Annotated in this window: 20 protein-coding genes; 11 read left to right on the top strand and 9 right to left on the bottom strand. The window is 71.4% G+C overall.

What is annotated here, in order from left to right; translation table 11 throughout:
- Positions 1-473: 473 nt before the first annotated feature.
- The 4 genes from ACWEFB_RS17145 to ACWEFB_RS17130 all read right to left on the bottom strand — a co-directional run bounded on the left by ACWEFB_RS17145 (position 474) and on the right by ACWEFB_RS17130 (position 4544).
- Positions 474-1349, bottom strand: coding sequence for an META domain-containing protein (locus ACWEFB_RS17145; protein WP_452286423.1), 876 nt, complete (start codon positions 1347-1349; stop codon positions 474-476).
- A gap of 312 nt (positions 1350-1661) precedes the next feature.
- On the bottom strand, positions 1662-2126 hold the full coding sequence (locus ACWEFB_RS17140; protein WP_452286421.1) for an ATP-binding protein: 465 nt from the start codon (positions 2124-2126) through the stop codon (positions 1662-1664).
- Positions 2113-2985 carry an MEDS domain-containing protein gene (locus ACWEFB_RS17135; RefSeq protein ID WP_452286419.1) on the bottom strand — a complete coding sequence of 291 codons (873 nt, stop codon included), beginning with the start codon at positions 2983-2985 and terminating at the stop codon, positions 2113-2115. The genes ACWEFB_RS17140 and ACWEFB_RS17135 overlap by 14 nt, the downstream gene beginning before the upstream one ends.
- A gap of 323 nt (positions 2986-3308) precedes the next feature.
- Positions 3309-4544 (bottom strand): D-alanyl-D-alanine carboxypeptidase, encoded by a 1236-nt coding sequence (locus ACWEFB_RS17130; protein ID WP_452286445.1) that lies wholly within the window; start codon positions 4542-4544, stop codon positions 3309-3311.
- A 360-nt stretch (positions 4545-4904) separates the two neighbouring features.
- Here ACWEFB_RS17130 and ACWEFB_RS17125 point away from each other — a divergent pair, with 360 nt between their 5' ends.
- From ACWEFB_RS17125 to ACWEFB_RS17100, 6 genes are all read left to right on the top strand, one after another.
- On the top strand, positions 4905-5423 hold the full coding sequence (locus tag ACWEFB_RS17125) for a hypothetical protein (RefSeq protein WP_452286417.1): 519 nt from the start codon (positions 4905-4907) through the stop codon (positions 5421-5423).
- On the top strand, positions 5423-6874 hold the full coding sequence (locus ACWEFB_RS17120) for a hypothetical protein (protein WP_452286415.1): 1452 nt from the start codon (positions 5423-5425) through the stop codon (positions 6872-6874). Before ACWEFB_RS17125 ends, ACWEFB_RS17120 begins: the two co-directional genes overlap by 1 nt.
- On the top strand, positions 6871-8199 hold the full coding sequence (locus ACWEFB_RS17115; RefSeq protein ID WP_452286413.1) for a VWA domain-containing protein: 1329 nt from the start codon (positions 6871-6873) through the stop codon (positions 8197-8199). The genes ACWEFB_RS17120 and ACWEFB_RS17115 overlap by 4 nt, the downstream gene beginning before the upstream one ends.
- Positions 8200-8211: 12 nt before the next feature.
- On the top strand, positions 8212-9330 hold the full coding sequence (locus ACWEFB_RS17110) for an ATP-binding protein (RefSeq protein ID WP_452286411.1): 1119 nt from the start codon (positions 8212-8214) through the stop codon (positions 9328-9330).
- The gene (locus ACWEFB_RS17105; RefSeq protein ID WP_452286409.1) at positions 9327-12197 is read left to right on the top strand and encodes a DUF5682 family protein; all 2871 of its coding nucleotides are present in this window, start codon (positions 9327-9329) and stop codon (positions 12195-12197) included. Before ACWEFB_RS17110 ends, ACWEFB_RS17105 begins: the two co-directional genes overlap by 4 nt.
- Positions 12198-12386: 189 nt before the next feature.
- Positions 12387-13193, top strand: coding sequence for an SAM-dependent methyltransferase (locus ACWEFB_RS17100; protein ID WP_452286407.1), 807 nt, complete (start codon positions 12387-12389; stop codon positions 13191-13193).
- A 48-nt stretch (positions 13194-13241) separates the two neighbouring features.
- On the opposite strand, the gene ACWEFB_RS17095 is transcribed toward ACWEFB_RS17100, so the two are convergent.
- Positions 13242-14342 (bottom strand): winged helix DNA-binding domain-containing protein, encoded by a 1101-nt coding sequence (locus ACWEFB_RS17095; protein WP_452286405.1) that lies wholly within the window; start codon positions 14340-14342, stop codon positions 13242-13244.
- On the bottom strand, positions 14339-14950 hold the full coding sequence (locus ACWEFB_RS17090; protein ID WP_452286403.1) for a DinB family protein: 612 nt from the start codon (positions 14948-14950) through the stop codon (positions 14339-14341). The genes ACWEFB_RS17095 and ACWEFB_RS17090 overlap by 4 nt, the downstream gene beginning before the upstream one ends.
- A gap of 61 nt (positions 14951-15011) precedes the next feature.
- Between ACWEFB_RS17090 and ACWEFB_RS17085 the strand changes: the two genes are divergently transcribed.
- From ACWEFB_RS17085 to ACWEFB_RS17065, 5 genes are all read left to right on the top strand, one after another.
- On the top strand, positions 15012-16022 hold the full coding sequence (locus ACWEFB_RS17085; protein WP_452286401.1) for a helix-turn-helix transcriptional regulator: 1011 nt from the start codon (positions 15012-15014) through the stop codon (positions 16020-16022).
- Between the two features lie 226 nt (positions 16023-16248).
- Entirely contained in the window at positions 16249-17268 is a 1020-nt protein-coding gene (locus ACWEFB_RS17080) for an ABC transporter substrate-binding protein (RefSeq protein WP_452286399.1), read from the top strand.
- The gene (locus ACWEFB_RS17075; RefSeq protein ID WP_452286397.1) at positions 17255-18310 is read left to right on the top strand and encodes a FecCD family ABC transporter permease; all 1056 of its coding nucleotides are present in this window, start codon (positions 17255-17257) and stop codon (positions 18308-18310) included. The genes ACWEFB_RS17080 and ACWEFB_RS17075 overlap by 14 nt, the downstream gene beginning before the upstream one ends.
- A 4-nt stretch (positions 18311-18314) precedes the next feature.
- Positions 18315-19388 (top strand): FecCD family ABC transporter permease, encoded by a 1074-nt coding sequence (locus tag ACWEFB_RS17070; protein ID WP_452286395.1) that lies wholly within the window; start codon positions 18315-18317, stop codon positions 19386-19388.
- Complete coding sequence (locus ACWEFB_RS17065) at positions 19385-20158, top strand: ABC transporter ATP-binding protein (RefSeq protein WP_452286393.1); 774 nt, start codon at positions 19385-19387, stop codon at positions 20156-20158. The genes ACWEFB_RS17070 and ACWEFB_RS17065 overlap by 4 nt, the downstream gene beginning before the upstream one ends.
- A 27-nt stretch (positions 20159-20185) precedes the next feature.
- Here ACWEFB_RS17065 and ACWEFB_RS17060 read toward each other — a convergent pair whose 3' ends face one another.
- The 3 genes from ACWEFB_RS17060 to ACWEFB_RS17050 are packed head-to-tail and all read right to left on the bottom strand — an operon-like array spanning position 20186 to position 23000.
- Positions 20186-20980, bottom strand: a complete 795-nt coding sequence (locus ACWEFB_RS17060; RefSeq protein ID WP_326557516.1) for an ABC transporter ATP-binding protein — start codon at positions 20978-20980, stop codon at positions 20186-20188.
- Entirely contained in the window at positions 20977-22071 is a 1095-nt protein-coding gene (locus ACWEFB_RS17055; RefSeq protein ID WP_326557515.1) for a FecCD family ABC transporter permease, read from the bottom strand. The genes ACWEFB_RS17060 and ACWEFB_RS17055 overlap by 4 nt, the downstream gene beginning before the upstream one ends.
- Positions 22068-23000, bottom strand: coding sequence for an ABC transporter substrate-binding protein (locus ACWEFB_RS17050; RefSeq protein ID WP_452286390.1), 933 nt, complete (start codon positions 22998-23000; stop codon positions 22068-22070). Before ACWEFB_RS17050 ends, ACWEFB_RS17055 begins: the two co-directional genes overlap by 4 nt.
- Positions 23001-23225: the final 225 nt, after the last annotated feature.

Raw genomic sequence — 23225 nt, 5'->3', positions numbered from 1 at the left:
GGCACTGGCTTATCAAGCACCCTGTTGAGTTCTCAAAGAACAAACACACACCGAACCGCCAACCCCAATCAAGGGGCCCACAACCCGGGGCTTTTCACTCCCACTTCAACACCCGACGTTCCCGCCCGGCGCTTTTACTACGCTACCCGGTCGTTTCCGCCGGATCAAATCGACGTTCCGATCTGACTTGTTGCCACCCGGCCAACCTCGACCGGGCCCGCTCTGCGCACACAGCAACCTACACCCTGCGCGTTCGAGAGGATTTAGCGGGCCGTCCTGCTCCCACCGGATGTTTCCCGGTAGTTCCTGTCCGGTGCCCCGCTGACTTGGAAAAAGTTACCGGATGACTGGTTCCACGCCAAATCGATCATGGCCACTGGATGACGATCAGGGTCCTCCGAATCACGGCAACTGTCGGATTCGCCGTAATTGACGGAAGTGCCCTCGACAACCGCGCTCGAGCGGAGACACTCTCAGCCGACGGTTCGTAGCCGCCCCGTCTCCTTGCCTTCGCCATCGAGCAGCACCAGGACCTCGCCGTCGAGCCCGGCACGCCTCGCCGTCCAGAGCCACTGGCCGACCGACACAGCATCGGGACAGAACATCGCCGTGACCATCCGGCCAGTGGTGAGCAGCGTTCCTCCGTCCGCGACGATCCACCGACCGCTCTCCTCGTTGCAGCCGTCGGACCCGCGCCACTCGCCGTTCGCCATGAACTCCGCGTACGCCCTCTTGTGCCCGTCGGCGGGCGCCCACCGACCGACCAGCCGGCGCGGGTCGGCGGGTGTCAGCGTCGCGGGTAGCGCGGCGGCCGGCGCGAACGCCCGCCGGGCCTCGTCGGTGACCACCGGCGGATCCAACACGGAGGCCAGCATGTCCGGCCCGGCGGTCGGCGTCGCGCCGGCCACCAGCCGGGCAACCGGTTGGTCCAGCTCGTCCAGGAGTACGGGCAGTCCCCGGTAGTCGAACCTGTACGCGGTCACCCGTCGCAGCCATTCCGGAGTCTCCTGACTGGCCCTCTCGCAGCCCGGGACCCCCTCGACGGCCGTAGCGGAGGCGACGTAGACGTCCGCGAGGAAAACCCCGTCGGTGTCGGCCCGCCAGGACCCGCCCAGGGTGTCGCAGGCACTGCCGACCAGGTGCAGCTCGTTGTGGGCGAGACGCAGGATCCTGCCCCCACCGGGGTCGTCGAGGTCGACGATGGTCCAGGAACCGATGAGTGCCTCCGGCACCAGGGGGCGCGAGACCGCGACGGTGCCCGGAAAGCGCCCCGGATGAGTTTGCCCGTCGCAACCGGCGAGCAGCACGCCGCATGCGATCAGCAGCGTGAGGTAACCCGGACGAATCATCTCGACCCCCGTCCACCGTCGGCCCCCCGATGTCGTCGCCCGGTACCGGTCCCGGGGCTGGTGGACGGCACACGACAGCGGACGGCGCCCGCCTGCTACTCCTAACGGTCGGACCCCCGCCAGCGACGCGTCCGCCGCCCTGGCTGTCAGGGCATCCGCCCGTGCCTGGCGCGTCGGCCATCAGTCGGCGAGTGGTGCGAGGTCCGTCTGCGCAGGTCGGGTCGCGCAGGGTCAGTAGCCGAAGGATGTCAGCCGAGCGGCGCCGGGCGCCGGCCCGGCCTGACGGCATCCGCCATCAGCCGCGCCCTGGGGTTACGCCGCCGTGTCGTCGATGCGGATGACGGCGGTGACAGTGGTGCCGGTGGCAGCCGAGGTGAGGTACAGCCGGTTGCAGAGTTGACGCACGATCCAGAGGCCGCGACCTCCGTCGGAGGTCAACGGCACCGGCCGGATCCCGGCGACGTCGGGATCCGCGATACCCGGACCCCGGTCGGTCACTTCGCAGTACAGGTCGTCGTCCTCGTTCCACAGCCGCAGCCGCCCGGTGCTGCCACCGTGCCGAACCGCGTTGGTGGCCAGCTCGGTCGCGACGATGACCAGACCCTCCACCCGATCCGCCGGCAGGCCGAGGTCACTGGCGTGAGCGGCCACCGCGGCCCGTAGCGCGTATAGGTCGTCGACCGAAAAGGTCTGGTCGAGCGCGACTGTCTCCGGCACCCGCACCGGCGCGTCGGTGACCCGGGAGTCGGCTCTCTCCGAGTTGTCACGCCGGGTCATGAGCCTGCTCTACCCGCAGCTGAAGCGCGTCACGCGCACCGATCAACCCGAACATCGTCGCCACCTGGCCCTCGCAGGTGACGATCATGCGCCGCTCGCGGGGCAGCGTGAGCGCCGCCTGGGCGATCGCGGTCGCCGCGGTCACGTCGATGAACCGCAGCCTGGTCAGGTTGACGTGGATGTCGTCATCGAGGCGCAGCGCCTCGGCGAGGGCCTGCCGGAGCGGATCGAGGCGGCTGTAGTCCAGCTCGCCGGCGATCCGGATACCGGGCGGGCGGTGCTGACGGCAGATCCGCAGTAGCGCGTCATCGTGGTACGCCGCCGCGGCGACAACCTTGGAGTGCGCGTCGGCGGCAAACGCGAGGGTGATCGGATCGAAGGTTTCCCGGTCGTACTGACAGATCGCGGTCAATCGGCCGTCGGCGAACAGTCCGGCCGCGGCCGACTCGAAGGCGAGGAGTTCCTCCACTGCGGCGACCGGCCGGGTGGCCCAGCACATGTCCATGGTCACCCTCAGGTCGGCGTAACCCTCGCGGCCGGCGCGCCCCAGCTCGCGGGCGAGGATGCCGACCATTTTCGCCCCGGTCAGCGGTAGGTCCACCAACCAGGACTGATCACTGCCGACCATGACCAGCTGACCCCGCTCGAACGGGTCGAGCGCCGGCACTCCGCGCAGGGCGAGCTCGCCGAGCATCCGGGTGGGCTGGATCGAGTCGGTGAAACAGACCACCTTGCTGCCGCGCTCCAGTCCCTCGGCGACAAACGCAGCGACGATGTCCACCCGCTCGTCCGGGTCGGAGAACGTCAGGCAGGCGTGGTCGCCCGCGTCCAGCACGTCCACCGGGACCGCATCAGCCATCCGAAACTCCCGATAGTCAACCAACGACGCGGACCAACCGTAGTGCACCCCGCTCGATCTCCAATGCCCGCACCCGGGGCATGACCTCGGGTGCGCAAACGACCGGGACCAGCCATGGACCCACGACGCGAATCGGAGAAGAGCCTTTTGCTCTCCATCGGCCGCTTGTTGCCGGGTGCCCTATTCGCAGAGTCGAATAGCAGGTCTCTGTCATCGGATTCTCCGACAAGCGCGACAAGCGGTCGGGAAACGGATGTTCGGCTGTCCTCGGCGACGAAGTCTGCCCGTTGTCGACCGGACAGCCTTGGCGCTACCGGGGCCGGCTACCGCCCGGTCGGGCGGCGGCCGAACCGCCGCCGTACCAGGATCAAGATCAGCAGGCCGCTGAGTACGGCGACCGGGATGCCCCCGAACAGCGGCCAACGGGTACGGGAGCGCCGGTCGTCGTTGGGCTTGGCCTGCCCGGCTCCGGCGGCCGGGGCCGGACTCCTCCCCCGGGAGTCGACCTGCCCCCGGGAGACGAGCTGGCCGACCTTCGCGTTCGCGGGCAGCCCGAATCCCCAGTCGAGCAGTGCGGCGCCCTGCTGCCAGCCGGCGAGCGGAGGGGTCTCGGCGCCGAGCAGGGTAACCAGGAGCGTACGGCCGTTGCGCTCGGCGGCGCCGACGAAGCTGTGCCGGGCCAGGTCCGTGTAACCGGTCTTGCCGCCCAGCGCACCGGGATACCGGTGCAGCAGTTGGTTGTCGTTCCAGATCGGGTAACCCTTGGTGTTGTACGCCTTCTGAGCGGGCACCTGCGCCAGTTGCGTCGCCGCGTACCGCCGGAAGTCGCTCCGGGCGAAGCAGGCCCGGGCGATCAGTGCCAGGTCGTACGCGCTGGTGTACTGACCGGGACCGTCCAGACCCGACGGTGTGGCGGCATGCGTCTGGTAGGCGCCCAGCTGCCGCGCCTCGGCGTTCATCGCCGCGACGCCGCCGGCCACTCCACCGGCTCCCCCACCGAGCCGGGCCAGTACGTTCGCCGCGTCGTTACCCGAATTGAGCAACAGCCCCAGCCACAGCGTCTCCACCGAGTACCGGCCGCCGTCGACGAGGCCGACCGCCGAGCTGCCCGGTTCGAAGTCGAGGTCCGACTCGGTCACCTCGATCATCCGGGCCGGATCCAGGCGTGGCATGACCGCTGCGGCCAGCAGCAGCTTCTGCACACTCGCCGGTATGCCGTACTCGTGCGGCCCGCAGCCACCGAGCACCGCGCCGCTGGTCAGGTCCGCCACCAGCCACGACGTCGCGGTCACCTGCGGCGGAGTGGCCGCGCCGGGCGGGGTCACCAGCCCGGCGGTCGCCAACTCGGGCCCGCCGACCGCCGCGCGTGCCGGATCGAGCGGCGGCGCCGCGGGCCGGCTCGGTCGGGCGACCGGAGGGTTCGGCGCGGGGCACGGTCGCCGCGGTGCACCTGCCCCCGCCGCCGTCGGCTGCGACGCGGGCGTGACCTGTGCCTCCGCTGCGGCCCCCCGGGCTGCGGTCCCTCGGGCTGCCGCCGCCGCGGGCGCACCGGCGGCCATCAGCAACGGCGGCACCAGTACGGCGCTGGCAACCTTGAGTACCAGCAACCCTCGGGCCATACTCCGGAGACTAACCGTGGGCCCGCGTACGGACGGCGGTTTGCCGACGAACGCGGGAACCCCTCCTCGTCGGTCTGGCTGCGCGAGGGCGTAACACCTCAAGACTGGTCGAAATTCGCTATCGGGCGTCCGGGGAGCAAACGAGACACCAGACCGCCGCACGACCGGACACCGGTCCGCTCGGGTTCCTGTCGGACGGGCACGGTAGAACTTCCCGCGTCACAGATCACCTGTCCGCAGGAATGACCGCCGATGTCCCGGGCGGAGCTCTGCGGACCGACCGGTGGGAGGTCGAACGTCTTGGACGCCGATGCCGTCGCCCCAGGGGTGGGCGCGGTCGACTGGGAGCGGCGCAGCGTCGTACGGGTACTGCCCGTCGCGCGGCCCCGCAAGCTCGCGAAGGTGCCCTTCGTCGAGCTGGCGGACGGGGCGCTGCAGGGGGTGGTGTCGAGCGGTTCCGACATCGCCCGGGTGTACGTGTCGGCGATAGCCGCCGGCAGCCACGAGGCCTCCTGCAGTACCAACAACAACCGGCCCTGCGGCGGCGGGGGCGTACGGTGCAACCACATCCGGGCACTCGTCGACGAGGCCGTGGTGCAGTACGGAATCGCCCAGGTGGCCCGCTACCTCCGGGTCGAGCTCGAGGAGAACGACTCGTCCGGCGGCGACCTGTTGCGCCGGCTGAGGGGAGGCTCCGGCCCGACTGTGGCGGCCCGGGTGTTCAGCCGCTTCCTGGCGCATCTGTCCTATCTGGAGGTGTCGGCCACCGCCGAACCGCTGCCCGAGCTGCACTGGTTCCCGTCGGGGGTGGGTAGCTGATGCGGGGCGTACAGCTCGCCGGGCTGACCGGTGACGTTCCGGCCGGGGTGGACGCGGCGTTCGCGGTGGTGACCGGGTTCGACGACGCCCTGTTGCAGGGGCTGGGCCGGCTGGACGCGACGCGTACCTCGGCGCTGGTCGACCTGGCGGGCGCGGTCGCGGCCACACCACTCGGCCCCCGGGTGGCCGAGGCGGTCGAGAAGATCACGGCCGGTTCGATCGGCGACGGCTCCCTGGCGTTGCTGGCCGGTGCCCGGTCCGCCGTGATGGGCGCGGTGCACGACGCGCTCCTGGCCCGGGTCGACGAGGCGCAGGGACGCGAACGGCTGCCGTGGGCGGCACCTGCGGGTGACTCGCCGCAGACCTCCGCGACCGGTACGACGGGCAGCGCACCGGCGCAGTCGGCCGACGGCCCGCTCGCCGGTGCCCGGTCCTGGCTGACCGAGGCCGCCATCACCGGTTGGCGGGGTGTCGACGGCGACTCGCTCGCGGCGGGTGGGCAGCTCGTACCGGGGTTGCTCGCCATCGGCTCCTGCCGGCGTCTCGCGGTGCTGCTCGACGGCCTGGTGGCCGAGCTGCGTGCGGTGTCGCCGATCGCCACGGCCGACCGGGTGCCGGTACGCCGGTGGGGTGACCTGTGGAGTCGCGCGATGCTGCTGGCCCGCCCCGACAACGGCACCGCCGGTGCGGCGGCCCCGGGTGAGCGGGTATCCGGGCGGTTGCTGATCCTCGGTGTCGACGTGCACGAGCACCCCACCGCGATGCAGGCACAGGTGCACGCCGTCCTCGAACCGAGCGGCGGCGCGCCGAGCCGGCTGGTACGTACCGCCGTCGCGGCGGCGAAGGTCGACACGATCGTCGGGCCGACCCTGTGGCAGCTGCTGCGCGACCACCCGGTGCTGCTCGGAGCACTCGCGGCGGGTGTCGGCATCGAGGTCACCGACCTCGTCCTGCGCCCCGGCGGCGACCTTGTCTGGCAGGAGAGCGGCAGCCGGCCGGACACGCCGGCCGACCCGTTCGCGGTGGCCCGGGTCCAGCTCGGCGGCGTGCTCGCCGACGCCTCGCCGCCGCTGGACCGGCACCCGGCCGCCATCGCCGAGCCGGTGCTACTGGAGGACTACACCACCAGCGGCGATCCCGACGGCACGGTCACCTTCCACGTCGACGGCGCCGCCGTCGGTGTGACGGTCGACCGGCTGCCGACCTGCGGCCCGCTCACCCCCGAGCTGGTGGCCGCCTCGTCCGCCTGCATCGGGCTGCTGCGGTGGGACGCCGGCCGGTGGCTGGTACAGCCGCTCGCGATCCGGGTCACGACAAAACGCAAGTCCACGGTGGTGCAGACCGGTGACTGGGCGATGGGTGCGGACGGACCGCGGGCGGCCAAGACGGCGAAGGCCGGCGACGCGGTGTCGGTGCTGCGCGAGCGGGCGGGACGGTTGTTGCGGCGATGAGCGAAGACGAGACCAACGCGGCCGAACACCGCCGACAGGTGCTCTACTGGCGTCTGCTGGCCCGGCTGTTCGACCCGCAGGAGCAGCCGGCGCTGGAGGCGGCGAGCGTCGCCGTCGTCGACGACCTCGGCCTGCCGACCGCCCTGCTGGACCCGAACGTTTCGGTGGACAACGTGGTGCAGCGCCATCCGGAGCTGGCGACCGAGCTGACCGGGGTGATGGCGCCCCCGGAGACGGGCGCGTCGGACGACCCGGTCGGCCCGGACGAGGTACGCCGTGCCGCCCTCGCCTCGAAGCTGCTGCTCAACGTCTTCGGTACGGGCACCGGCAGCGTGAGCGCGGGGCAGCTCGGCCGGTGGCAGTCCGACGCGGACTGGCTGGAGCGGGGGCTCGGGCACGAGCCGGGGGAACTGCGTGGCCGGCCCGGCGGTGCGGGACTTGCGGGTGTGCTCGCCGGGCTGGAGGGCGACCTGGTCCGCCGGATGCGGCTGCGCGAGGTGCTGGCGGATCCGGCCCTGGCCAGCAAGCTGACGCCCAGCATGTCGCTGATCGAGCAGTTGCTGCGGGACAAGCACAACCTCTCCGGCGTGGCGTTGGCGAACGCGAAGGCGCTGATCCGCCGGTACGTCGACGAGGTCGCCGAGGTGCTGCGTACGCAGGTCGAGCAGACGAGCGTGGGCACGGTGGACCGGTCGGTGCCGCCGAAGCGGGTGTTCCGCAACCTCGACCTGGACCGCACGATCTGGAAGAACCTGCCGAACTGGAACCCGGAGGACGGGCGGCTCTACGTCGACCGGCTCTTCTACCGGCACACCGCGAGACGTACCACCCCGGCTCGGATGATCGTGGTGGTGGACCAGTCGGGGTCGATGGTCGACTCGATGGTGAACTGCACCATCCTCGCCTCGATCTTCGCCGGGCTGCCCCGGGTGGAGGTGGAGCTGATCGCCTTCGACACCCGGGCGATCGACCTGACCCCGTGGGTGCACGATCCGTTCGAGGTGCTGCTGCGTACCAAGCTCGGGGGCGGGAACGACGGTCCGGTGGCGCTGGCGATGGCCCGCCCCAAGATCGTCGACCCGCGCAACACCGTACTGGTGTGGATCTCGGACTTCTACGAGTTCAACCAGTCCCAGCCGCTCTTCGACGGGCTGGAGGCGGTGCACCGCAGCGGCGTGAAGCTGATCCCGGTCGGCTCGGTCAACAGCAGCGGGCACGCCGAGGTGAACCCCTGGTTCCGCCAGCGCTTCAAGGACCTCGGTACGCCGGTGATCTCCGGCCACATCCGCAAGCTCGTCTTCGAACTCAAGAACTTCCTCACCTAGGAGACCGTAGGAATGACCACCCCTGAGATGCTCCGCGCACCCGCAGAGGTCAAGTTCGCCGAGGAACTCGCCTGGCTGGAGTCGGTCGACGACGGCCCCAAGCCGTACTCGTGGCGGCTCAGCCCGCGGATGGTGCGGCTGTTCGTCCTCGGCTCGGAACGCGCCGACGGCCTCGACCGCGAGATCCCGCAGAAGTGGTTCGGTGACCGGAGCCTGGTCGAGCGGAGCATCGTCACGCTCGCCTCCGACCGTGGCCTGCTGCTGATCGGCGACCCGGGCACCGGCAAGAGCTGGCTCGCCGAACTGCTCGCGGCCGCGATCTGCCGCAACTCGACCCTGGTGGTGCAGGGCACCGCCGGCACCACCGAGGACCACATCAAGTACTCGTGGAACGTCTCGATGGTGATCGCCCGCGGGCAGTCCCGCGCCTCGATGATCCCCTCCCCGATCATGACCGCGATGGAGCAGGGCGTGATCGGCCGGTTCGAGGAGCTGACCCGCTCCACCAGCGAGGTACAGGACGCGCTGATCTCGATCCTGTCCGAGAAGTACGTCTCCATCCCGGAGCTGGACGACGACAACATCGTCTTCGCCCGACCGGGCTTCTCGATCATCGCGACCGCGAACAGCCGGGACCGGGGTGTCAACGACCTCTCCTCGGCGCTGAAGCGGCGGTTCAACTTCGTCCGTATCCCGGTCGTCACGAACAAGCGCAGCGAGGCCGAGATCGTCCGGTTCCGCACCACCGAACTGCTCCGCCGGCACCAGATCGAGCTGGACGTACCGCCGACGCTGCTCGACATCCTGCTCCAGTCCTTCGCCGACCTGCGTACCGCGGCGGCGGCCGCGACCAGCGACGACGAGAAGCTCGAGTCGGCGCTGTCCACCGCGGAACAGATCGGCGTGCTGGAGGACGCGATCCTGCACAGCAACTTCTTCGGCGATCGGACGCTGCGGGCCGAGACCCTCGCCAGTTCCCTGGTCGGGTCGCTGGCCCGGCGCAGCCCGGAGGATCTCGCCATCCTGAACAAGTACCTGCACGGGGTGGTTGAGCCGCGCAGCAAGGAGGCCGGCGGCGAGTGGCCCGCCTTCCTGGAGGGCGGCCGGCAGACCATCGTGACGCTGTCATGACGACCGTCTTCGGGGCGTTGCGGGAGCAACTCCAGGACGCGGCCGTGGCGTTCGCCGACGGCCCCGACGCCCTCGCCGAGATCCTCGCCGGCCTGGTCGACGACGTCGACCGGGCCCTCGGGGAGGAGTTGGAGATCTTCCCGGTCTGCCACCACTCCCCGTCCTCGGCGCTGGCGATGGTGCGCAGACTGCGCGAGAAGCAGCCGAAGGTGATCTACCTGGAGCTGTGCGAGGACCTTCAACCACTCCTCACCGAGCTGCGCAACTGCCAACTGCCGGTGGCTCTGCAGGCGTTCGCGAGCGAGTTGGACGGGCACCCGCAGAAGTGGGGGCCGCTCAGCGTGGTCGCGCCGGTCACCGAGGCGTCGGCCGAATACCAGGCGATCGCGTACGCGTTGGAGACGCCCGACGTCGAGCTGGTGCTGGTCGACCGCTCCACCGACCACGTGTTCCAGTGGCAGCCGCGCGACGAGGACCGGCCCGGTGACGCGGACGGGGCCGACGAGCCGGAACCGCCCGGCGAGGGGCCACCGACGCACGGCGAGGAGGTCGACCTGCACGGTGACGCGGTCGGCATCGAGATCGGCGACCTGCGCCCCGGCTTCCGTGAGCTGGAGGAGCACCTGCTGCACCACGGCCGGGTACGGCACTGGTCCGAGTGGTGGGACCAGTACGTCGAGCAGCCGCTGGTGAACGCCGACTACGACACGTACCGGCAGGTCATGGTGCTGATCGGCAGCCTGTTCCGGCGGCTGCGTCCGGGCGATGCCGCCCGGCTGGACCGGGACGAGGACCGCGAGCGTTACATGTGGACCCGGATGCGCGAGCACCTCGCCGCGTCGGGTGTGGACCCCTCCGACTGCCTGTACGTCTGCGGTGCCTTCCACGCCGCCAGCCGGGTCGAGCAGTTCGGCTCCAGATCCACCGGGCCGTTCGAGATCACGCCCCGGACCGGCACCACCTGGCTGTACGGTCTGGTCCCCTCCAGCCACTCCGCGATCGAGGCCCAGTTCGGGCTCGCCTCCGGCAGCGTGTCCATCGCCGCCACCACCTTCTCCCGGGCGGTGGCGGGCGGTGGGGTGAAGACGTTCCGGCTGGCCGGGCAGCGGGACGGCGGAAAGCGGGCGACGCGTACCCGGAAGGCGGTCACCCGGGCGGCTGCCGTGCCGGCCCTGCCGGCGGTCGCGGACCGACTGTCGGAGTTCCTGTCGAGCCCGCCGGTGGTCGGCGGGCTCGACGAGGACGAACTGCTGGGCTGGTGTGTCGACATCGTGCGGCTGGCCCGGCGCAACGGCTACCTGGCGAGCACCGCGGACGCGATCGCGATCTTCGAGACCTCGATCCTGCTCGCCGGGATGCGCAACCGGGCCCGGCCCACCCCGTACGACTTCGCCGACGCCGCCGTGACCTGCATCGAGAAGGACGTGGTGCCGGGCCGGCGGGACGTACGCCGGCTCTGCGAGATCCTGATGGGCGGGGACCGGATCGGTCGGGTCGGGTACGACGCGCTGCCACCGCTGGCCCGCAACGTGTACGACCGCCTGGCTCCGCTCGGCCTCGAACTGGACCGCCGTACGGTGCAGCGGGCCCTGCTCGACATCGCCGCGCGGCCGGAGTTGCGGGCCGCCTCGGACCTGCTCTGGGTGCTGCGCGCGCTGCTGCCGCAGCAGACCGTCCGGCCGGTGATGGGCGAACGGCGGCTCGGCGGCACGTCGATCCAGGAGAGCTGGGACCTGGCGATCGGCCGCGACCAGCGTGCGCTGATCGAGCTCGGCTACGAGGGGGTGACCGTCGAGCAGGTGCTGGAGCAGCGGCTGCGCCGGACGGTCTGGGCGCCGCAGGCGACGGTTGCGGTGGCGCTGCGGGCGGTCGAGGACTCGCTGCTGTACCTGCGCAATCCGCGGTTCACCGACGAACTCGGCGCCCGCGCGGTCGGGTTGCTCGGCGCGGAACGTACGGTCGACGACGCGCCCGAGGTGCTCACCCGGATCCGCCGGCTGCTGACGTACTACCGCTCCACCCCGGAGGGGTTGCCCGCGTGGTGCGAGAACTTCGGCTCCACCGGGTACGCGCACTACTGCACCCTGCTGCCGACCGCGTTCGTGGAGGAGGAGACCGGGGTACGTCAGGTCGCGGCGATGCTCGGCTTCCTGTTCAGCATCGAGAGCCTGGCCCTGGCCCTCGGCTGCGACCGGGCCCAGTTGGAGATCGCGGTCGCCCAGTCGCATCCGTCGGCCCCGGCCAAGGTCGCGCTGCTCTGGGCGGCCCGCTTCCACCTCGGCTCGCTCTCCCTGGCCGAGCTGCGCGAACGGTCCACGGAACTGTTGGAGAATCCGCTGGTCGTACCGGCGTTCCCGCAGTACCTGATCGGCTTCGCCCAGGCGCTCGAACCCGTACCGGCGCTGGCGCCGTTCGTGGTCGAGGTCCTCTCCACGGCGTTCGGACGGCTGCCCGACCGGGTGCTGCTGCCGTGGCTGCCGACCCTCATCACCACGCTGCGCGAGGAGGCCGGCGAGCAGGTGCCGCGGCTGGTCCGCGAGGCCGGCCGGACCTTCCCGGCCGGTCTGGCGGCGTTGGACGCCTGGACACCACCGTGGTCCGGTGCGGCGTCGGACGGGGCGCCACCGGTCGCGGTCGGCACCCCGGGTACGGGTTCCGGCGCCCGCTCGGGGGCCGGCGACACCGGCCCGGTGGCCGAGTTGCTGGCCGGCCATCCGGAGTCCTGCGACGCCGTGGCCGGGTTGCTCGGCTGCGACGCCGGGTGGCAGGCGCTTCCCGTCGCTACCGCCGCATTGGGCGCGGCGGAGCTGTGGGAGCTGCTCACGCGCCATCCGGAGCCGGCCGAGGCCCTGGCCGCGCGCCTCTGACCGTACCGACCGCCCTCCGGTGTCACGGGCACCGGAGGGCGCGGGGCGTCCCGAGCCGACCTTCGCCAGCGGCGGGAAAGCTCCCGTCCGCCTCTCATTCATCCACAGTGGACGATGTCACCCATCGGCGTCGGTCGTCCTCTAGGATCGGCACTCCCACCGGGGCGAGAGATTCCGAAAGAAGGATTCATGGCGGAACAGGACCGGCCGGCTTCTGTCGATATCGAGCCTTCCACCCCGAGCATCGCGCGGGCCTACGACGTTGTTCTCGGCGGTAGGGACAACTTCGCCGTCGACCGCGACATTGTCGGGGAGATGCTCAAGATCGTGCCGCAGTTGCCCGAGGTGGCGGCCTACAACCGGCAGGCCCTCAGCCGAGGTGTCCGTTACCTGGTCGAGGAGGCCGGCATCCGGCAGTTCATGGACCTGGGCTCGGGACTACCGACAAGGGAGAACACCCACCAGGTGGCGCAGCGGTCGGCGCCCGATGCCCGGGTCGTCTACGTCGACAACGATCCGATCGTCCTGTCCCACGGCCGGTCCCTGCTCGTCGAGAACGACAACACCACCGTGATCACGGCCGACCTGCGGGACCCCGCGGCCGTACTCGCCCACCCCGAGGTGCACCGCCTCATCGACTTCTCCGAACCGGTCGGCGTGTTGCTCGTGGGGATCCTCCACCACCTGCACGACAGTGAGGACCCGGGCGGGGTCGCCCAGGCGTACATGGATGCCGTCCCTTCCGGCAGTCACCTGTTCATGACCAGTTTCTGCGCGTCCTTTCCCGAGGCCGCCGCACTGGAGCAGACCTACCTCAGCGTCCTGGGCACTGGCCGATTCCGTACGTTGGACGAACTCCGGGGATTCTTCGGGGACCTCGAGATGATCGAACCCGGCCTGGTGTCCCTGCCGGAGTGGCGACCGGAGACTCCCGTCGACCACGAGCTGTCCGTCGCCGAACGCCTCATGGCCGCAGGCATGGCGCGCAAGCCCTGAATCCCGAACAGGGATCGGCGCAGCAGCGGGCGATGCCCGAGCGGGGACTCAGCGGAGGGAGTCCCCTATCTCCACCCGTTGGTTGCTCTCCTCGGAAAGGAACAACGCCAGCTCCCGCCCCTGCTCGGCCACGGCGTCCCGGTCGTACCGGGAAAGGTCGCGCAGCGGGGTGACGAGCACGGTGTCGGCCTTGACGTCCCAGGTCGCGGCGACCCGACCGTCGACCAGGACAACCCGGGCGCCGGCGACCGACAGGCCCCGGTCGGCGTCGTCGACGATCCGGCTGCGGTCGTGGTAACCGAGGAGCGCGTTGTCGAACGCCGGCAGGAAACGCACCGGGGCCGGGGTGTCCGGGTCGGGGCGGGGCGCGTCGGGGAGGTCCAACAGTTCCCGTCCCCGCTCGTCGCGGAAGCTGACCAGCTCCCCGCGTATCGCGGCCACCGCGGCCGGCAGTCCGGCAAGGCCGCACCAGGCACGCAGGTCGGCCGTGGCGGCGGGGCCGAACGCGGCCAGGTAACGGCGTACCAGCGCCTCACCGACCGGGTCGGAGCCCGCCGGCGCCGGCGGGTCGATCTCGCGGCCCAACCAGGATGAGAGCGGGACGTTGCGCACACCCGCCCTCGTACGCCACAGCCCACGCGGCGGGAGCTGCACCATCGGGACCAGGGCGGCGATCAGCATCTCGCCCAGCGCCCGCGGCCCCGGCTCCGGCCAACGCCCGGCCAGCGCCCGCGCGAGTTCGGTCATCGAGCGGGGCTCGTTGTCGGCCGTCAGCGCCCGGCCCGCCGCCGCCAAGTCGTCGAGGTCCACCCCGGCGAGTTCGCGACGGTACGTCCCGAGCACCCGTTGGCGCAGCATGAGGTCGTGCCGGGCCCGCCAGGCGAGGACGTCGTCGGCGGTGACGAGGTGCACGGTCCGGCGCATGAGATGGGTACGCACCACGCCCCGCCGGGTCAGCAGGTCCGAGAGCACCGCCGGGTCGAACGCGCGCAGCCGGGACCAGAGCCCGACGAACGGTTCCTGCGGTTCCTGCGCCTGTAGGCCGCACAGGTGCGCGACGGCGTCGAGAACCGGCAGGTCGGCGCGGTCGAGGAGCAGCTGTCGGGCGAGCGTGGCGCGGTTGAGGGCCCGGCTGTCGAGAACGGTCATCGGCTCGTGTCGAGCGTCTCGCGCAGGATGTCGGCGTGACCGGTGTGCTGGGCGGTTTCGGCGATGACGTGCATCAGCACCCGACGCACGCTGCGTACCGCTCCCGGCTCGTGCCACGGCGTTTCCGGCAGCGGTTGCGTCGCGGACAGGTCGGGTACGGCGGCGATGATCTCCTCGGTGCGGGCGGCGACCCGCTCGTAACCCGTGAGAATCCCGGCCATCGTCTCACCGGGCAGCATCCGGAATCCGTTCTGGTAGTCGATCGCCCACTGGGGGATCTCGCGTGCGGTACCGGCGGCGAATTCGGCCCAGGTGACACCCTCGGGCAGGTCCTGGCGCATCGCGGACGGGCCCTCGACCACGAAGCGCAGCCACCCTTCCTCCATGGAAGCGACGTGCTTGACCAGCCCGCCCAGGCAGAGCGCGCTGACCGTGGGGCGCTCCCCGGCCTGCTCGTCGGAGAGCCCCCGGACGGTACGGGTCAGGGCGGATCGCGCGGTCGCGAGCGCGGCGAGCAGGTCGATGCGCTCGTCGTCGAGGGTCGGGCGGGGCGTGGTCACGGTGGTCATGGAGTACGAGCCCTTCGGGTTGTTGTCGCTGGGTGGCACGCGACAACGTTCGCAGGTGAAGCGGACAGGGAGTGGCCGCTTCACCGGGCAGGATGGAACCATGCCGAAGACCTCAGCGCGACTGCTGGCGTTGCTCTCGCTGCTCCAGGCCCGCCGGGACTGGCCGGGGGCGGCGCTGGCCGAGCGGCTGGACGTGAGTCCGCGCACCGTACGCCGCGACATCGACCGGCTGCGGGAACTCGGCTATCCCATCGTGGCCGTCAAGGGGCCCGACGGTGGATACCGGCTCGACGCCGGCACGAAGTTGCCCCCGTTGCTCTTCGACGACGAGCAGGCCGTCGCCCTGGCCATCGCCCTCCAGGTCGCGGTCACCACCGGCGCCGGTATCGACGAGGCCGCGGCACGCGCGCTGAACACCGTCCGGCAGGTGATGCCCGCACGGCTGCGCCACCGGATCGACACCCTCCGGGTCACCGCCGTCGAGGCGCCGACGATCCGACCGGGCACGCAGGTCGACAGCGGCGTACTCATGGCGCTCAGTGCCGCCGTCCACGCCCGCGAGGTGCTGCGCTTCGACTACGTCCCCGTACCCCCGCCGGGGGTGGACAGCGGCGGCGGGGCGAACCCGCCGCGCCGGGTGCAGCCCCACCACCTCGTCACCTGGGGCGGGCGGTGGTATCTCGTCGCCTGGGACCTCGACCGTGCGGACTGGCGCACCTTCCGCGCCGACCGGATCGCACCGCGCACGCCGACCGGTCCCCGCTTCACCCCGCGCGACCTGCCCGGCGGTGACGTGGCCGCCTTCGTGGTCAACAGGTTCCGGGGCTCCGACGGCTCGATCGAATGGCCCTGCCGTGGGGAGGTGATCCTCGACCTACCCGCCGCCAAGGTGTCCCGCTACACCCGTGACGCGATCGTCGAGGAACTCACCCCGAACCGCTGCCGGCTCGTCCTGGGGTCGTGGTCGTGGCCCGGTCTGGCCGCCACCATCGGCAGGTTCGACGCCGACATCGAGGTCGTCGGCCCGGCCGAACTCAGGGACGCCTTCGCGCACCTGGCCCGCCGCTATGCGAGCGCCGCCACCGACACCCCCGGCCACCTGTCGCGATAGCGCACCCGTCCGCGTCGCGCAGCGGCCGGATCACGTCGTGTCCGGCAACCGATCGGTGCCGGTGGCCCACCCCTACCCGATCTCGCGCTGTCCCGTCGACCGGGGTGGGAGCCGGATGAGCCTGATCATCCCGGCTGGCCAAAACCCGAAAGGCTGGTTAGCCTAACCTAACTTTCGAGCCGGACCCCGACGGCTCGGTCCCATCCAGAGAGAACGGAACCTCACCATGCGAGCATGGCGACCGATCCTGGCCATGACGGCGCTGAGCGCCGTGCTCGCCGGGCTTGCCGGCTGTGGCAACGACTCCGACACCGACACCGGCGGTACCACCGCCGCCTCCGGCCCCTGGTCGTTCACCGACGGGTCCGGCCAGGTCGTCAAGGCGGACAAGACCCCGACCCGGATCATCGCGCACGCCGGTGAGGCCGCGGCGCTCATGTCCTTCGGCATCAAGCCCGTCGGCGTCTACTCCGACGAGGCGGTCAAGACCGACCCCAACCTGAAGAACCTCGACCTCACCGGGATCGAGATCCTCGGCGAGGAGTGGGGCAAGATCGACGTGGAGAAGGCCGCCGCGCTGCGCCCCGACCTCATCGTCGGCGACTGGTGGCCGGCCGAGAAGGCACACAGCGGCATGGAGGAAGGGGTCGACGAGAAGAGCAAGAAGCTCGCCGAACTGGCACCCGTCGTCGGTGTCGCGCAGGGCAAGTCGATCGTCGCGCTGGCCGAGGGGTACGAGGACCTCGCCGGGAGCCTCGGCGCCGATGTGGACAGCCCGCAGATCGCGGCGAACAAGAAGCGCTTCGAGGAGGCGGTGGCCAAGTTCAAGGAGGCGACCGCGGGCAAGCCCGACCTGACCGTCGCGGCGATGTCCCCCGCCGACGACAAGGTGTACGTGGCCAACCCCGAGTACGCACCGGAGCTGCTGGACCTGCAGAGCTGGGGCCTGAAGGTGATCAACCCGGCCAGCCCGGACCCCGGCTTCCCGTACTGGGAGAACCTCAGCTGGGAGAACGCGGACAAGTACCAGCCGGACCTGATCCTGTGGGACGGGCGCTCCTTCACCCCCACCGTCAACGCCGAATGGGGCCAGAAGCAGCCGACCTGGTTCAAGATCAAGGCAGCGAAGGCGGGAGCCGCCGTGTCGTGGCCGGCGTTCTGGCTGCACACGTACGGCGACTTCGCCAACGAGCTGGACAAGCTGACCGAGGCGGTCAAGGCCGCGGATCCGAATGTCGGCAACTAGCCGGTACGCGACGAGGAGCACCCCGGCGCGAAGCGTACGGCGGGCCTCCGCCCTCGGGCCGGGGCTCGCCGTACTCTGCGCGGTCCTCGCCCTCGTCGGGTTCCTGAGCGTGACGATGGGCTCGCGTTCCATCGGCCTGTCCGAGGTGCTGCACGCCCTGGGCAGCCTGGACGGCGACGGGTCGATCAGCAGCACGGTCACGCTGGAGATGCGGGTACCCCGTACCCTGCTCGGCATCCTGGTCGGCGCCGCGCTCGGCGTCGCCGGGGCGATCCTGCAGGGTGTCACCCGCAACCCCCTCGCGGACGCGGGAATCCTCGGCATCAACTCCGGCGCCGCCGCGTTCGTGGTCTTCGCCATCACCGTGCTCGGCGTACGCGGCGTCAACGTCTATGTCTGGTTCGCCTTCGCCGGAGCGATCGCCGCCCTCGCCCTGGTGTACGTGATCGCGTCGCTGGGCCGGGAGGGCGCCACCCCGGTCAAGCTGGCCCTCGCGGGTGCGGCCGTCACCGCCGGCCTCGCCTCGGTGACCACCGGAATCGTGATGACGAACGTGGACGCCCTCAACGAGCTGCGGTTCTGGCAGGTGGGCTCGCTCGCCGGCCGGTACACCCCGATCCTGACCGGGGTCGCCCCGTTCCTGCTCCTCGGCCTGGCCGCGTCGCTGGGGTTCGGACGCATCCTGAACGGTCTCGCCCTCGGCGAGGACGTGGCCCGGGGCCTCGGCCAGAACGTCACCCGTACCCGGGCCGCCGCCTTCGCCGTGGTCGCCGTACTCGCCGGGGCGGCCACCGCCGCGTGCGGGCCGATCGTCTTCGTCGGGCTGGTCGTGCCACACGTCGCACGGTTCATCTGCGGTCCCGACTACCGGTGGATCCTGCCGTACTCGATGCTGCTGGCGCCGATCGTGCTGCTCCTCGCCGACGTGCTCGGCCGGGTGGTGGCCGCACCCGACGAGCTACAGGTCGGTGTGGTCCTCGGGGTGGTCGGCGCGCCCGCGTTCGTCGCGATCGTGCGCTACGCCCGGCTGTCGGAGGTGTGACCGGATGACGGCGACAACAGACCCGACCGGTGCGGCCACCGCCGCACCCGGCGTTTCGGCCGCGCTGCGCCACAACCGTCGGCGTCGAGCCGGCCGGTCCGTCGTGGTGACCGGCGCCCTGACCGTCACCGTGGCCGCCCTGTTCGTGCTCACGATGATGGTGGGGAGCTTCCGGATCGGTGCCGGCGAGGTCATCGCCTCGGTGCTGCACCTGTCCGACAACCCCAGCGTCGATTTCGTCGTACGCGGCCTGCGGCTGCCGACCGCCTCCTCCGCCCTGGCCGTCGGGCTCGCGCTGGGCGCCTCCGGGACCATCTTCCAGCAGGTGCTGCGCAACCCCCTCGCCTCACCGGACTTCGTCGGCATCACCTCCGGAGCCGGGCTCACCGCGGTCACCGGGATCGTGATCTTCCAGGTCAGCGGGCTGCTCGTCAGCGGGCTCGCCCTCGGCGGGGCCATCGTCGCCGCCCTGCTGATGTACGTACTGGCCTGGCGCGACGGCGTCACCGGATACCGCTTCATCCTGATCGGCATCGGTGTCGCGGTCTTCTTCGACGGCCTCGTCGGCTACGTGCTCAGCCGGGCCCAGCTCTTCGAGGCCCGTCAGGCGATGCACTGGCTGACCGGCTCCGTCGGGCAGGCCAGCACCACGGAACTGCGCCTGCTCTTCGGCGCCCTGGTCGTCCTGCTGCCCCTCGCGCTGATGCTCCAGCGACCGTTGCAGGCCCTCGAACTCGGCGACGACGCCGCCCGTACGCTCGGCACCCGGACCGAACTCAGCCGCGCCGCCCTGCTCGGCACCGCGGTCGTCCTGGTCGCCTTCGCGGTGGCCGTGGCCGGGCCGATCGCCTTCGTCGCCCTCGTCGCCGGACCGATCGCCAACCGGCTGCTCGGTCCGGCCACCGGTGGCATCCCCGCCGCCGCCCTGGTCGGCGCCGCGCTGCTGCTCAGCGCCGACCTCGTCGCCGTGCACCTGCTGCCCACACCGCTGCCCACCGGCGTGGTGACCGGGGCGGTCGGTGCTCCCTACCTGCTGTGGCTGCTGGCCACCACCAACCGGCAAGGAGCGGGCGGATGACCCGACTGCGCGCCGAGGGCCTGACCCTCGGGTACGACGACCGGACCGTTGTCGACAAGCTCGACGTCACGGTGCTCGACGGCAGGATCACCGCGATCGTCGGCGCCAACGCCTGCGGCAAGTCCACCCTGCTGCGTGGGCTGGCCCGACTGCTGCCGCCGCGCGGCGGCTCCGTACTGCTCGACGGCAAAGCCCTCGCGGAGATGCGCACCGTCGACGTCGCCAAGGTGCTCGGGCTGCTCCCCCAGACCCCCGTCGCACCCGACGGGATCACCGTCGCCGACCTGGTGTCCCGTGGCCGGTACCCGCACCAGGGCTGGTTCCGGCGGTGGACCGAGCACGACCACGACGCGGTCGCCCGGGCGCTCGACGCCACCGGCACCGCGGACCTGATCGACCGCCCGATCCGGCAGCTCTCCGGCGGCCAGCGGCAACGCGTCTGGGTCGCCATGGCCCTGGCCCAGGACACCGACCTGCTGCTGCTGGACGAACCAACCACCTACCTGGACATCAACCACCAGGTCGAACTGCTGCGGCTGCTGCGCAAGCTCAACGCCGAGTCCGGCAAGACGATCGTCATCGTCCTGCACGACCTCAACCTCGCCTGCCGCTTCAGCGATCACCTGATCGCGATGTCGGAGGGCACCATCGCCGCCGAGGGCGCCCCCGCCGACGTCGTCACCGCCGAACTGGTCGAGAAGGTCTTCGGTCTGCAATGCCTCATCGTCCCGGACCCGATCGCCGGCACGCCGATGATCGTGCCCGCCTGAACCGGGCGCCCGTCGACAACGCGACGGCTACCGGGACCGCACCGGTACGACGATCGGTCCGTGCTCGCCGGGGATGACGCGTACCCGGGCCCGGTAGTGGGCGGCGAGCAGGTCCTCGGTCAGCACCTCCCCCGGCGGGCCGGCCGCCGCCACCCGCCCCGCGTCGAGCAGCACCAGGCGGTCGGCGTACTCGCCGGCGACCGAGAGGTCGTGCATGGTGGCCAGTACGGTCAGGCCGACCTCGCCGCGCAGCCGGTCGACCAGTTCCAGGACGTCCTGCTGGTGGCCGATGTCCAGCGCACTGGTCGGCTCGTCCAGCAGCAGCAGCGGGGCGCCCTGGGTCAGCGCCCGGGCCAGGAAGACCCGCTGCCGCTCGCCACCGGAGAGGGTGACCAGCGGCCGGTCGGCGAACCCCACCAGGTCCAGCCGGTGCAGCACGTCGGTCACCGCGGCCAGGTCGGCCGCCGACTCGCGACCGAGCGGCGGGATGTACGGGGTACGGCCGAGCAGCACGTAGTCGGAGACCGCGATCCCCGGTGGCACCACCGGGGACTGGGCCACGGTCGCCACGATCCGGGCCCGGTCGCGGCGGCGCAGCCGGGCGCTCGGCGTACCGAAGAGGGTGATCGACCCGGTTGCCGGCAGGAGGCCGCCGACGGCGCGCAACAGGGTCGACTTGCCCGCGCCGTTCGGACCGATCACGGTGACCCACTCGCCGGCGGCCACCGTCAGGTCCACCCCGTGCAGGATCCGCGCGCCGTCGAGGGTGACCCGCAGGTCCGCCACCTCGACCGCGGCCGGCTGCGGCTGGTCGACGCTCATCCGGTCACCCGCCGCGCGGAGCGCAGGACGAGGATGAAGAAGGGAGCGCCGAAGAACGCGGTGAGCACCCCGATGGGGATCTCCGCGGGCACCGCGACGGTACGGGCGGCCAGATCGGCGAGCACCAGGAACGCGCCCCCGAAGAGCATCGACAGCGGCAGGATGGTCCGGTAGCTGGCCCCGGCGAGCAGCCGCACGGTGTGCGGCACGATGATGCCGACGAAGCCGATCAGCCCGGAGACCGAGACGGCGGCGGCGGTGCCGAGCGAGGCGGCCGCGACCAGCAGGTAGCGGGACCGCTCTGGGTGCAGGCCCAGACTCGCCGCCTCCTCGTCGCCGACGGAGAGCACGTCGAGTTCCCGGCGCAGCAGGAGCACCACCACGGCGGTGACCACGACGTACGGCAGCATCAGGAGGACGTCGTGCCAGCCGGCGGTGGCGAGCCGGCCGAGCAGCCAGGAGTACACCTCGCGGATGCTGTCCGCGTGGCGTTGCAGCAGGTAGGTCTGGCCGGCGGAGAGGAACGCGGAGACCGCGACGCCGGCCAGGATCAGCGTCGCCGGGCTCCGGTCCCGACCCCCGGCCGCTCCGAGCAGGTACGTCAGGGCCACCGCGCCGAGCGTGCCGACGAAGGCGGCCAGCGGGATGGTCAGCGGGAGTCCCGAGGTGGCGTCGCCGTCCGCGCCGCCGCCGGTCCCGCCGAGCCGGAGTGCGATCATCGCGGTCACCGCCAGTCCCGCCCCGGCGGCGGCACCGAGCAGGTACGGGTCGGCCAGCGGGTTGCGGAACACCCCCTGGTAGACGCCGCCGGAGAGGGCGAGGGTGCCGCCGACGAGCAGGCCGAGCACGACCCGTGGAAGTCGGAGCTCGACCAGGATGGCCACCTCGGTCTGACTCAGCCCGCTGTGCAGGTGTACCCCCGGCACGAGGTTGAGCAGCTCGGCGGCGACACCGACCGGCGGCAGCCCGACCGGTCCCAGGGCCAGCCCGGTGACCGCCGCGACCAGGACGGCCACGATGCCCGCCACCAGCCCGCCGACCCGCAGTGCGGGCCGGCGGACCAGCGTGCCGGCGGGGGTGGAACGCGTCACGCGGGGACCTTGGCGACCGCGTCAATGATCGCCCGTACCAGGTCGACCACGCGTGGCCCCCACCGCGAGGCGATGTCGTCGTCGAGGGCCACGATCTGGTTGTTCCTGACCGCGGTGACCCCGGCCCACCCGCTGCGAGCCTTGACCGTCTCGGCGCTCTGCTGGCAGCACCTGGTGTCGGCCAGGAAGATCAGATCCGGGTCGGACTTGACCAGTACCTCGGGCGTCAGTTGGGGATAGCCGCCCTTGGCACCGTCGGCGTCGGCCGGGTCGGCGACGTTCTCGAGCCCGACCAGGGTGAACAGGGAACCGACGAAGGTCTTGCCGGTCACCGTGAAGTACGTGGGGTCGAGTTCGTAGTAGTAGCTCAGCTTCGTCGACCGCTGCGGTATGTCCGCGACCAGCTTGCTGATGTCGTCGCGCATCCGCTGGGTCAGGTCGGATGCCTCGTCCGGGTGGCCGGTCAGGGCGCCGAGCTCGGTGATCTGCCGGTAGCTGTCCTCCAGGGTGACCGCCGCCGGCGCCAGGTAGACCGGAACCTTGAGCCGTTCGAGCTGGTCGACGATCTTGTTGGTGTCGAGGGTGAGCACCACCAGGTCCGGCCCCTTGGCGGCGATGGACTCCGCGTTCGGGCTGACGCCGGACAGATCGCTCTTCGGTACCTCCGGCGGGTAGTTGGAGTTGTCGTCCACCGCCGTGACCTGGTCACCCGCCCCGACCGCGAACAGCATCTCGGTGGTGGTCGGCGAGAGGGAGACGATCTTCTCGGGGCGCTGCGCGAGGGTGACGCCGCCCCCGGTGATCGGAAACACCGCCGTGTTCGCGCTCGATCCGGCGCTCGGTGTGTCGCCGGTCTCGCCCGCACAGCCGGCGAGAGCCGCGGCGGCGGTCAGCGCCACGGCGAGAATGGCTGCGGTACGTCTGCTCATGGGTCCTCCTGTCGGTCGAGGATCCAGTGCATCGCCGACAGGAACACGTGCTGATGTCCCGCCCGCGAGACGCCTCTCCTCGGAAGCGCGGTTCGCGACCGCACCGCAGGCGACCTGGCTCGTCCTCCGTACCGGCGAGCGCCGGCGGGCCGGTGTGCTCGACATCCGCCGGGCCGTTGAGCTGCTCGACATCCTGCCGGTACGGGGGAATCACAGTTGCGGGAC

The sequence above is a fragment of the Micromonospora sp. NPDC004704 genome (genome assembly GCF_053601675.1).
Note: the sequence above shows the minus strand (reverse complement) of the source record. Positions and strands in the feature narration are given on the sequence as shown.